Source organism: Butyricicoccus faecihominis, assembly GCF_014648015.1.
GTDB lineage: Bacteria > Bacillota > Clostridia > Oscillospirales > Butyricicoccaceae > Agathobaculum > Agathobaculum butyriciproducens.
The window spans coordinates 95,583-107,285 of record NZ_BMQH01000011.1 but is presented as its reverse complement, the minus strand read 5'-3'; the positions used below and the strand labels follow the sequence as shown (position 1 = coordinate 107,285).

The following is an 11,703-nucleotide window of genomic DNA, read 5'->3' as shown; positions in this document are numbered from 1 at the left end:
TTATCTTGTTACAAAGGCGGTCTCGAATTACAATGCCGCCTTGTGAATATTTTACTCTGTTTTACATCCAATGCGGAGTTTACACAGAATTCGGGATAGAGCCTGAAAATCTGTGACTTCACCATATAATGTACCTTCATGAACCAACATATCTCCTTCATATTCAGAACCATATCCCGTTTGGTTCATAAAAGTCTGACCGCCTAAGTGACAAGGCATTGTGAAGGGTATCCTTGCCCCCTCTTTAATCTTCCCTTCCGGAATACGAGATAATTCCTTGAATAGTTCGGCAGCAAAAGAAGGGCGTCGTAAATAAGTACTGGAGATATATGCTCCGGAGAGCTTCTTTAAACCTGTCATGGTAAGAATATCTTTCGTCTTTATTACCTGATAAGGACTTCTCATGACAACCAGCGATAAACTCTTCCAATTAGATGTAATACCAAATTTTCTAAATACTAAAAACTTCTTTTTAGAATAATAGAACTTATCCATAATCGGTGTAGTTTTGGTCCTTGCATCTAAAAATGCATACATAGAATTATCTGTATTCACCTCATAAATGCAAGAAACACACGAATCAGCAATCTCCTGCCGTTGAATATTATTTAATTGCTGATACAGCTCAATTTGCTGTTTCTCTGCATCATCTATTTGATGCCGCAGATTTTCAATCAATTTATCAAGATCCGCAATTTTCTGATTAATTACATCCTTAGTATTCATAAAGCACTCTCCTTTTCCCTAAATTACTCTAACAGCGGCTGGTTCTGTGCCTCCAATTTGGTATTGCACGCAATGATGCCGCATCGCTGGTACAGACACTCTATAATGACCACATCACGCGCGTTTCGCGGGTACAGCACAGCATGGCCTGCGGCTTTGAGAAGCGCCTGCGTTTCCTCTACCGTAAGCTGAAAGCCAAACGCAAGCTGTATCAGCTTGTCCCGTGTCGGTGTATAAGTACCGTCGAAAAGCTGGTAGCCATAGGTACGCGCCAAGCCTGCCGCACGGATTACTGCCGCCCTTGTCAGCTGTTTACGTTCCAGCAGGTCCGCTAATAGCTCCGGTACGGTTTTATTCTGCAACTCGTCAGCGTTCTCCTGAACAAAGGCTGCTGCATCTGGCTTGCTGCGCAGAATATCCATCAATTCGCCTGTGGTCTTTTCCATCTGTATCACCGTTTCTGTCATCTATTGATTTCCATTATAGCACAGAACCATTTCACCTTAAAATCAAATTCTAACCCGATCCGAACTCATCAGTAAAACCGCATCGGAGGCATTACAGATGAACAACAATAAGAAGACTAAGAAAAAGCGTCACAACGGTGAGGGCAGTATCCGCCAGAAACCGAATGGACGCTATGAAGTCCGTATCTCCGGCCGAGCCGGTAAATCGACTCGTATTTCCAAGTACGCCGATACACTTGATGAAGCTGTTGATATACAGCACGCTTTGAGTGTCGCTATGGTACAGACACCGCAGTATTTACAGAACAATACGACCGTAGGCGAATGGCTGGACAATTGGCTGACGACGTATATGCAGCACACGCTCAAGCAGTCCACCTATAAGAGCTATGAAACCTATGTCCGCAAGCATTTCAAACCGTCGCTCGGCTCGATCAAGCTGAAAGAATTAGACTCCGCGTACGCTCCAGATATTCTACAACTACAAGCAGGAGCAGGAAAAATTGTCACCCAAAACGATTTCCAATCTGAATATGTGCTTACATAAAGCTCTTGCACAGGCACAGTCCGAGGGACTGATTCTCTCCAATCCGTCCGGCAGTGTAAGCCTGCCGCCACTCACCAAACCGCATATTGAGGTTTTGACCCGTGAACAGCAGGCCCGCTTGGTGCAGGCAAGCTATCAGTTCCGGTATGGCGTATTTGTACGAATGACTTTGGTAACTGGCTTGCGATTGGGTGAGGTCGTCGGCCTGCGCTGGTGCGATATTGATTTCTATACGAATATGCTTCATGTCAACCAGACGCTCAATCGCTTACAGCGCTATGATGATGACGAGGCCGACAGCAAAACCGAGATCGTTACGCAGACACCGAAATCGCAGAACAGTATCCGCAGTATCCCTATGCTGCCCGAGCTAGTGATGGACCTCCAGAACTGGCGAACCGTGCAGATGCAGGATGCCGCCGCGCAAGGCACTGCCTACTTCGACAGCGATCTGATTGCTACGCAGGAGAACGGCCTCTATGTCGAGCCGCGCCTCATGCGCGAATATTATCAGAAGATGCTGGCGGCGGCCAATCTGCCGAACTACAACTTTCATGCACTGCGGCATACCTTTGCTACCCGTGCAATGGAGCAGGGCATGGATGCGAAAACGCTTTCGATCCTGCTGGGACATTATTCTGTTGGATTTACGCTGGATACTTATGCTCATGTGCTGACTGACCAGAAATGGACTGCGATGCAAACGATGGCGAATATGTATAATATGGAGCCGCCGCTGCGTCAGCCGATCCAGTTCTTTTGAGAGAGAAATAAAGCTGCCCGAGCGGGCAGCTTTATTTTTTTGCCTAAATCTTATAGTAATTTCTTCAGCAATCGATCCATCTTTTCATACTGTCCTGCAGAATCTATTCCTTCTATTAAGGGGAATATTTCTATAAATGGATAGATTTCAGTGCCTAATATTTGCTTATCATATGCTGTTTGCAGTCGTTCCTTAGACTTGCATTTACCATACATAATACAAAGACCGCATACTAATTCATTTTCCTCGATTGGACTAATTGAAAATAAATACTTAAACACCAAATCTTTTACATAATAGCGTCGTACACTACTATAATCACTAAATTTTGCATCTACGATCATATATTGGGAATCGCCATTTTCTTCAATTTTAATCAGAAAATCTGGCACATAGTAATGACCGCCTTGCCTACAGTCATCTTCATTACCCGCATACACAGATATAGAATTATTTCTATACAACCAGATACCATTTACAGAGCGCTGATCTGTATCAAAAATTACAGGCTGATAATATAAAGTAATCCTTTTCTGACCATTTTTTAATACAAATGTATTTCGTACAGAAGTATTTTTGTATTTCCATCGTTTTGATACCGGATATACGCAACGTCTAGAAGACTCCAATGAATACCCTCTATCTCTGAAATAGCAAAGGAATTTCGCCAAAAGATAACTTTCATACAAAGCTGAAATTTTAATAAAGGAGAGCATAAAATGTTCTTTAGAAAAATTATATATTCCAAAACTAAACCATTGATGAATTCTAACGAATATTCGATTATATTGTGGAACGGAGAGAAAAATTGCAGTCGGTCTAGGGGGTACTATATGTTGATCTAGGGGGATACGAAGAATATCACTATACATTCCCCATAAATATGTAAATTTTTCAGACAATTTCTCCAACTGAGTCTTTCCATCTTCTATCATTTTTCTTGTTTCAGAAAACATAAAAAATGATGAATAAATGTACTCTGAGCTATAATCTTCATCATTGGGGATTTTACTTAATAGATTACAGCAATATCCTTGCAAAGATTGTACCGAATCAATCATATTCCTTAGAAATGCTAAAATCACTCTATTCTCATATATATCATATGAGCGTGTATTTTGAACAGTTTCTGTTTTCTGTGGTTGATACACACGATTTCCAATAAATATACCTTGCGTACTATCTACTTGCCGCAAGTACTCTGGATGCGTTGCTGTATATGACAGCGTTCCCTGCGTCACATATTGTATTCGCTCTAGTCTCTCAATTACAGACATCTTTTTCAACTTGAATCTGCTATTAGCTTTGAAATATCCATAACTACTCTCATATATAGCTGCAATCTCTTCTGCTAACAAAATCTGTGTCGCAAGACTACGGTACCCATTCTCTTTAAGCCCAGATGGTTTTTTCGGTTTGAGTTCTCCATTTAACAAAAGCCATTCTTGATTATTATAAACAAATCTAGCCATTGCTTCTACCGAATTATTAAGTTCCTCTCGTCGCACCAAAATCGGTAAATACTCTGAATTCAGCGTACATTCTTGTCCATCTACTAATATAAGCGTAATAGACAACTCCGCAAACCCATAACAATCTAGAAAAATTCGTCTATTGCTTATCCCTCGACTAGGAAAATAAATTCGTCCATTATTGTAAACAGAGGACTCAAGCACATCATTGACATATACACGAACATCAGCAATTCGGTTCAAATCTTCACAATTCAATCGCATTTCATAACTTAAATCAGCGAAAATTTTATTGTTATTGCCCGTAGAATTCTCTATAATATGCTCTAGTCCAGCTTGGCGATTATCTATCCACCTACAAACTTACCCCCAGAGAACTTGCAATGAAAATTATCCTGGATGTGATCGAGAATACCGGAATTACAGCCACCGCAGGTATTGGTACGAATCTTTATTTATGTAAAGTCGCAATGGATATCTTGGCAAAACATATCCCTGCGGATGAGAACGGCGTGCGCATCGCAGAGCTGGATGAGATGACCTACCGTCAAACCATGTGGTCGCACCAGCCACTCACCGATTTCTGGCGGGTTGGACGTGGATACGCCAAGAAGTTAGAGGCACACGGAATGTTTACCATGGGCGATGTTGCGCGAATGTCGGTATGCAATGAGGATCTTCTTTACCAGCTCTTTGGGAAAAACGCTGAGTTGTTGATTGACCATTCGTGGGGCTGGGAACCCTGTACCATCCAAGCGGTTAAGGCATATCATCCCAGTGAAAACAGCCTTGGTTCCGGTCAGGTCCTGCATTGCCCGTATTCCGCAGAAAGGGCTCGGTTGGTGCTGAGAGAAATGGCAGAGCAACTGGCACTGGATTTGGTGAGTAAGAAGCTGATGACCGACCAGATTGTTCTGACGGTCGGCTATGACATTGAGAACCTAACTGATCCGGCACGGCGAAATCGTTATCATGGCCCAATAGTCAAGGATCACTATGGCCGCGAGGTTCCAAAGCACGCCCATGGAACCGAGCGCCTGAACGATTATACCTCCTCTACAAAGAAAATCATGGGGGCAGCTACAGCGCTCTTTGATCGTATTGTGAATACCGACCTCATGGTGCGGCGACTTAACATCGTTGCGGGTCGGGTGATTTCAGAGAGTGAGGCGATGACCAGAGAGGGCGAATTTGAGCAGATGGATCTGTTCACCGATTATGCTGCCGTTGAGGCTCGTCGAAAACAAGAGCAAGCAGAACTGGATCGGGAGCGAAAAATGCAGGAGGTTATGCTCACTATTAAGAAGATGGTGCCCATACGAACTATGAATTATCGGCGCATAGACCGCACGGTTGCAGGACATATTCGACCCATCCGTTACATCTGTACCCTCAGTCTGTGAGGGGGAACATCGTATAGGAGAAGGCGGCAGCGGGATGAATCTGCTGTGGCTGCAGATAAACTTTGCGCGCTTCCAAGCTGAGGAGTTTACACTGAATTTGGGATGGCCGCTATGCCCGTGTCAGCCTGCCCAGTGGAAACTTCAGCAGCACACACGCTTCTGTAACGGCTGTGTCGGCTGACAGAAGCGTGGAATGGGCTGGAACTTTAATCAGTTTTTGTGGATACAGTGGTCAAAACATCCATAGACTCCCTTGAGCCGCTGGCGGCTCAAGGGAGTTTTTTACGATAAATTCAGATTCCTCGATAAATCTCGATTTGCCCTTGCATAAAGAAAAAAATAAATGTATAATTATTAGACACTTGATTGTGAGGAGTGCAGAGAAGAATGTCCATTGAAACGTCGAAAAAGAAAAAAGGCATCCAGATGCCCCACACGTACATTATTCTGTTTCTGATCGTGTTGGTTGTCTGCCTGCTGACCTACGTGATTCCTGCCGGCCAGTTTGAGCGCCAGGAGGATGCCAGCGGCCGTATGCTGATTGTACCGGGTACATACACTCAGGTGGAATCGTCACCGGTTTCACCGCTGGAAATCCCCATGGCTTTTGTGAGAACTCTGGGCAGCTCCAGCGTAAACGAGATCATCTTCTTTATTTTCATCATCGGCGGCGCCTTTGAGCTGATTATGCAGACAGGGATGATCACCGCCTTTTGTGCCAAGCTGGGCAAGATGTTTGCGGGAAAAGAAAAGCTGCTCATCCCCATCTTCATTACGGTCTTTGCCGTAGGCGGCTTCACCATGGGAATGTCTGTGGAGGTTCTGGTGTTTGTGCCTATTGGGATTGCAGTGGCCAAGGCAGTGGGCTATGATACCATCACAGGTACAGCCATGATCGCCATGGGCTCCATCGTGGGCTTTACGGCGGGCATCTATAATCCCTTTAATGTGGGTGTGGCTCAGTCCATCGCGGGTGTGACTCCCATGTTCTCCGGAGCCTGGTATCGCTGGATTATCCTGGTGGCGTTTATTGTTGTGACCAGCCTGTATATTATTCATTACGCGGAGAAGGTAAAGAAGAATCCCTCCAAGAACCTGATGGGGAACGAGGATTCCAACCTGGAGGATGTGGATGTATCTGCGATTGAAGTGACCGGACGGCACAAGCTGATCCTTCTGGCCGTTGTCATCGCGCTTGCCGTTTTGATTTACGGCGTGGCCTACTTGGGATGGTTTATCACCGAAATGGCTACTTTGTTTTTGGTGCTGGGTGTGGTATGCGGTATTCTGGCCGGGTTCAGCGGCAACAAGATCTGCGATCTGTATGTGCAGGGCATGGCCAATATCACCTTCGGTGCGATGATTGTGGGAGTGGCCGGTACGATCAATACCGTTATGGTGGACGGCATGATCATTGATACCATTATCAATGCCTTGGCCAATGCGATTGTGGCACTGCCCAGCTCGGTAAAGATCATCGGTATGTTCCTGGTGCAGAACATCATCAACCTGCCCATCAACTCTGGTACGGGCCAGGCGGCAGCCACCATGCCGATCATGGCGCCTGTGGGCGATCTGGTGGGCCTGACCCGCCAGAGCACTGTGCTGGCCTTCCAGCTGGGTGACGGCCTGACCAATGCCATCTACCCCACTTCGTCCACCATGCTGGGATTTTTGGCTGCGTCCAAGATTCCCTATTCCGTGTGGCTGAAGTACGTCATTAAGCTGGTGATTTTGCTCAGCCTGGTTTCTATGGCCTTCCTGGCTTTGGCTGTGGTGATCGGTTACTGATCCGTTTAGAGCTGGCCGCCGCAACTGCATGGCGCGACGGCAGGATATTATAAATTTCAAAGATATAGGATGGGACATGCCATGGAAGAAATTCAGAAGCAAATTGCGAATATCGTTTCAGAGCTGATGCCGCAGCTGTGCGCGCTGAGCGACGAAATTTTTGATTACGCCGAGCCGGGCTATGAGGAGTACCGCTCCTCAGCTGCGCTGACAAAGTGGCTGCGAGCCCACGATTTTGAAGTAACCATTCCCTACGCCGGGCTGGATACGGCTTTTTGTGCCGTGTACCGCCACAAGGGAGGGCGGGCTGCCGGAGGGCGCGCAGTAGGATTTTTAGGGGAATATGATGCGCTGCGGGGCCAGGGACATGGCTGCGCCCACCATATGCAGACCCCTGCCATGATCGGCGCGGCAATGGCCCTGCGGGGAGTGCTGGAGTCTTCGGACCAGCCCTTTGAGATCCATGTGATCGGGACGCCCAGCGAGGAGTCGCTGGACGGAGGCAAAAACGAGATGGCCGCCCACGGCGGGTTTGACCATATTGATGTGGCCTTCATGGTGCACGGCAGCACATTGACCCAGCTGGAGACGCCCTCTCTGGCTCTGATCGAGATGGATGTGGAATTTCACGGCAAAACCGCCCACGCGGGTATTGCGCCTTATGCTGGGCGCAGCGCAGTGGATGCGGTGACCATGCTGCAGACAGGGCTTGGGCTCATGCGCAATCACCTCAAGGATTCCAGCCGGGTGAGCAATATTGTGCTGGCTGGGGGGACGGCAGTCAACTCCGTGCCCGATTTTGCCAAGGTTAAGGTAGAGATCCGCCACTCCTCCATGGCGTATCTGGAGAGCGTGGAGCAGTGGACCCGGGAGATTGCCCAGGCTGCTGCCATGGCTACCCAGACACAGGTACAAATTACCCCTGTGGCGCATATTTACAACACCACCATCAATGATGCCATGGGTGCGCTGCTGATGGAGTGTGCAGAAAAATTTGCGTGTGACGGAATTGCTCCGCCCCGGAAGGACTGCGGTTCTACCGATTTCGGCGCGGTGACCCACCGGCTGCCCAGCTGCTGCCTGCGGGTAAAGACCATCGAGACAGATGATCCTCCTCACACGGACGCATGGGTAAAGACCGGGAAAGAGGCGCGGGCTCATCAGGGCATCTATGACGGTGCTGTGTGCTGTGCACTGGCTGCCTTCCGCCTTGTGACGGATGAGGCTGCCTGGCAGGATGTGTACCAGTGTTTCCTTGCGCACCAAAAGGAGAATTGAGGAATGGAAGAACTCTCACGAGAATGCCTGATGGAGACACTGGATGTGTTTTCCGGGCTGAAGCGCATCGGCGGTTCGGAAGATGAGCACCGTGCCTGCGGCTATCTGATCAAGAAGCTGCAGGAATGGGGCATTCCATGCCGCGTGTATGAGTGTGACGGATATGTCTCCACTCCTATAGAAGCGTCAGTTACTGTAGAGGGGATGGATCAGACCTTTGAAGCCCTTCCCCGTTCCTTCTCCGCCCATTGTCCGGACGGAGTGACCGCCCCCTTGTTTTATGATGTCCATGCCCACGACCAGCTGAAGCCCAGACAGGAGCAGGATTGGTACGCGGGGGCGCGGGGCTGCATCGTGATTGGGGACAATTTTTATGAGGACTATGTTCAAAAGCTGCGGGGATACGGTGTAAAGGGCCTGATCCATCTGTGGACCAGCGAGGAGCCTGTGCTTCACTACGAGACGGTCAGCCCTGTGTGGGGCACCGCGGAGCCTGAAAACGGAAAAACCTATCCTGATTTTCCGGTGGTGGGCCTGAGAAGCTGTGACAGAGAATCCATACTGCCCTTGCTGACGCCTGGAGCCTGCAGCCGTACCGCGACGGTGCGCAGCGTACTGCAGTGTGGATGTGTGCGTCTTCAGATCCCTGTAGCCGAGCTGGCCGGTGAAACGCCGGAGTATGTGCTGGTGGGCAGCCACTATGACTCCTGGGATTATGGTGTGACGGATAATGCCACCGGGAATGCCGCTGTGTTGGAACTGGCACGGGTACTGTCCCAGAAGCAGCTGCGGCGGGGTGTCAAAATCGCGTGGTGGCCGGCCCACTCCAACGGACGGTATGCCGGGAGCACTTGGTACTGCGATGAGCAGTTTGAGGACCTGGATGCCCGTTGTGTGGCGCTGGTCAACATGGACTCTCCCGGCTGTATGGGAGCGCAGGAGATCGGGTTTTCCACGTCCGGTGTGGCAGGGGATACCCTTGGGGATATCCTGCGTCGGTGCACCGGGCAGGCTGAGGTGGTGATCCGCCCGCTGGGGCGGGGATCAGACCTGTCATTTTTCGGGCCGCGCATTCCCATCCAGGTGTCCTTTGACTTTTATCAGGCGCCGCCCAACCGTGGCCGCTGGCACTGTGCAGGCAGCGGCGGAGGCTGGTGGTGGCATTCCGTGGAGGATACCATGGATAAGGTGGACCCCCAGCTTCTGATGAGGGATACACGGGTGCTGGTGGAGCTGGTAAAAGAGTTTGCCGATGAAGCGCATCTTCCCTTTGACGCGGCAGGGTGTCTGGCGCAAATGAGAGATACTGTGGCAGACATCCGGACCCATTGCGGCGATGACTTTGATTTCGCTCCTGTAGAACGGGCACTGGAGGAGTTGGACAAGGCCTGTGCCGGGCGTATCTGCTTTTCCAGTGACAGACAGGCGAAGGAGGCAGGAGGCCGGCTGACGAGACTGCTGTGCAGTGCCTGTGATGAATATCACTTTGACAACACATTTGCAGTGGGCCTGCTGCCCGGTCTGCAGCTGGTCAGGGGCAAGCACCGCAACGACCTGCCACCTCAGGAATTTTTGTATTGGCGGACAGCCTTCCGCCGGCAGGTGAACCGCTTTGTATCTGAGTGCACAAGCATTGTCCAAGCACTGAACAGCGACGCGGACAGTGTGGTATGATAGAGAAAGGGGATATGGATTATGCAGACCAATATCAAAGAGTATGACGAATCGTTTGATCTTACCCAGGCACTCCAAAAGAAGGGCACCAAGGAATATGGTTTTATTCATTTGGCCCAGCGGGCCAACGGTTCATGGGTGAATATTCCCATTATGCTGGCGGTGGGCGCCCAGGACGGTCCCACGTTGGTGGTGGATGCCTGCAACCACGGCGACGAGTATGAGGGTACTGAGGGAATTATCAAGACCTTTGAGGGGCTGGATGTATCCAAGATGAAGGGAAGCTTCATTGGAATCCCTGCCCTGAATGCAGAGGCCTTTGCCGAAATGAAGCGCTATAATACCCTGGACTTTGTGCCCCAGGATCTGAATCGCATCTATCCGGGCGGAACCGGCCCCATGACGGCTTATGTGTGCAGCTGGTACTGTGAGAACATCATCAAGAAGGCTGACGCGGTGATCTGCATCCACGGCGGCGGCAACAGCGAGTATCTGGAGCCTGTTGTGCTGTACTGCGGAGAGGAGTCTCCTGTGGCGTATAAATCCCGTGAAATGGCCCAGTGCTTTGGCTTTAAGGTCTTGTGGAAGAACACCCGCTACGCGGAGAACAGCGGAATTGAGGATGAGTATGCCTATCAGATGGGCATTCCCTGCATTACACCCGAGATCGGCGGACAGTGCACCCGCATGTATCAGCGGGATGAGCACAAGCAGATGTTGGAGACCGGAATTCGCAATGTGATGACCCTGCTGGGGATTCTGGAGGGCAGCGTGCCCGCCAATGAGGGCGTACACCACTATGACATTGATTATATCTATAACCGCAACGGCGGGATTCATGTGCCTGTGAAGAAGGCAATGGATTCTGTGCGTAAGGGCGACACGCTTTCCATCATTACGAACCTGTTCGGAGAGGAAGTGGATCGGGTCATTGCTCCCTTTGACGGTGTGGTCATCGGGTACTGGACATATTCTGTCTGTCCTCCTCATGGCTGGGTATACATGGTTGGCAAGCCTGTGGATGGGGAGTAAAGCGCCCAGATCCATGCATCCTGCAAATCGAAGTGCCAGTTGAGTATCCTAGATACGAACAGGGCAGAAGCAGAGTGGGCTGTACATGGCCTGCAGAAATGAAAAAGGGCACCCTTTTGGATGCTCCAGTCTGTCGAAAAAGTCCAGCGAAAGCTGGGCTTTTTCGTTTGTAAACGGGAAAAAATGAGTGGTGAGGGATGCTGAAACGGGGAAAAATGGGGCACAATGACCGGGTGTCTGGACATGCTGACAGCCAGCTTAGCTGGTGGTTTTGACTTGAGCTTATGCAATCAACAGCTTCTTATTGTTGGATAGACAACTTGATTTTCTGATAGGTGTTCCAATCAATGAGGTTTTGTTTGCGAAGGACCTCATTGAAGTAATCAAACCAGATTCGTTTCGTCAAAGCCTCGCGGCTTGGTTTTCTCATACGCAGGCCCCCTTTGCTACAGTATGCCTGATCTTTTGGGCGGTCATACCTGGCATGATGATAAAAAATGAATCTGCTCATTTTCCAAGGAGCAGGGCCTGTGCGAGGGTAATTGGGCCC

General features: G+C 49.4%; 9 protein-coding genes and 1 pseudogene. 7 read left to right on the top strand and 3 right to left on the bottom strand.

Translation table 11 applies throughout. From position 1 onward, the window contains the following. Positions 1–51 precede the first annotated feature (51 nt). Both IEY11_RS11730 and IEY11_RS11725 read right to left on the bottom strand, forming a co-directional pair. Positions 52–726: a hypothetical protein gene (locus tag IEY11_RS11730; protein WP_188886618.1), complete on the bottom strand. Its 675-nt coding sequence runs from the start codon at positions 724–726 to the stop codon at positions 52–54. Between the two features lie 23 nt (positions 727–749). Next, a complete protein-coding gene (locus IEY11_RS11725; RefSeq protein ID WP_118761730.1) occupies positions 750–1,193 on the bottom strand; it encodes a helix-turn-helix transcriptional regulator in 444 nt (147 codons plus the stop codon). Positions 1,194–1,290: 97 nt separating this feature from the next. Between IEY11_RS11725 and IEY11_RS11720 the strand changes: the two genes are divergently transcribed. Both IEY11_RS11720 and IEY11_RS11715 read left to right on the top strand, forming a co-directional pair. Then, positions 1,291–1,740 (top strand): N-terminal phage integrase SAM-like domain-containing protein, encoded by a 450-nt coding sequence (locus IEY11_RS11720; protein ID WP_188886617.1) that lies wholly within the window; start codon positions 1,291–1,293, stop codon positions 1,738–1,740. Further along, a complete protein-coding gene (locus tag IEY11_RS11715; protein WP_194461872.1) occupies positions 1,697–2,503 on the top strand; it encodes a site-specific integrase in 807 nt (268 codons plus the stop codon). Before IEY11_RS11720 ends, IEY11_RS11715 begins: the two co-directional genes overlap by 44 nt. A gap of 50 nt (positions 2,504–2,553) precedes the next feature. Here IEY11_RS11715 and IEY11_RS11710 read toward each other — a convergent pair whose 3' ends face one another. Next, complete coding sequence (locus IEY11_RS11710) at positions 2,554–4,233, bottom strand: hypothetical protein (protein WP_188886615.1); 1,680 nt, start codon at positions 4,231–4,233, stop codon at positions 2,554–2,556. A gap of 83 nt (positions 4,234–4,316) precedes the next feature. Between IEY11_RS11710 and IEY11_RS11705 the strand changes: the two are divergent. The 5 genes and pseudogenes from IEY11_RS11705 to IEY11_RS11685 form a co-directional block, all read left to right on the top strand. Next, a pseudogene (locus IEY11_RS11705) lies at positions 4,317–5,378 on the top strand (DinB/UmuC family translesion DNA polymerase); the annotation flags it as partial. A 387-nt stretch (positions 5,379–5,765) separates the two neighbouring features. Further along, the gene (locus IEY11_RS11700; RefSeq protein WP_116705282.1) at positions 5,766–7,169 is read left to right on the top strand and encodes a YfcC family protein; all 1,404 of its coding nucleotides are present in this window, start codon (positions 5,766–5,768) and stop codon (positions 7,167–7,169) included. An 81-nt stretch (positions 7,170–7,250) separates the two neighbouring features. Further along, the gene (locus IEY11_RS11695; RefSeq protein ID WP_158574692.1) at positions 7,251–8,447 is read left to right on the top strand and encodes an amidohydrolase; all 1,197 of its coding nucleotides are present in this window, start codon (positions 7,251–7,253) and stop codon (positions 8,445–8,447) included. Between the two features lie 3 nt (positions 8,448–8,450). Beyond that, positions 8,451–10,121 carry a M28 family peptidase gene (locus IEY11_RS11690; RefSeq protein ID WP_116705284.1) on the top strand — a complete coding sequence of 557 codons (1,671 nt, stop codon included), beginning with the start codon at positions 8,451–8,453 and terminating at the stop codon, positions 10,119–10,121. A 21-nt stretch (positions 10,122–10,142) separates the two neighbouring features. Then, the gene (locus IEY11_RS11685) at positions 10,143–11,153 is read left to right on the top strand and encodes a succinylglutamate desuccinylase/aspartoacylase family protein (protein ID WP_110435970.1); all 1,011 of its coding nucleotides are present in this window, start codon (positions 10,143–10,145) and stop codon (positions 11,151–11,153) included. Positions 11,154–11,703 lie beyond the last annotated feature (550 nt).

Excerpts from the sequence above, each read along its gene's own strand:
- IEY11_RS11685 (WP_110435970.1), top strand. The coding sequence starts at position 10,143 with ATGCAGACCAATATCAAAGAGTATGACGAATCGTTTGATCTTACCCAG.
- IEY11_RS11690 (WP_116705284.1), top strand. The coding sequence starts at position 8,451 with ATGGAAGAACTCTCACGAGAATGCCTGATGGAGACACTGGATGTGTTT.
- IEY11_RS11720 (WP_188886617.1), top strand. The coding sequence starts at position 1,291 with ATGAACAACAATAAGAAGACTAAGAAAAAGCGTCACAACGGTGAGGGC.
- IEY11_RS11725 (WP_118761730.1), bottom strand. The coding sequence starts at position 1,193 with ATGACAGAAACGGTGATACAGATGGAAAAGACCACAGGCGAATTGATG.
- IEY11_RS11700 (WP_116705282.1), top strand. The coding sequence starts at position 5,766 with ATGTCCATTGAAACGTCGAAAAAGAAAAAAGGCATCCAGATGCCCCAC.
- IEY11_RS11730 (WP_188886618.1), bottom strand. The coding sequence starts at position 726 with ATGAATACTAAGGATGTAATTAATCAGAAAATTGCGGATCTTGATAAA.
- IEY11_RS11695 (WP_158574692.1), top strand. The coding sequence starts at position 7,251 with ATGGAAGAAATTCAGAAGCAAATTGCGAATATCGTTTCAGAGCTGATG.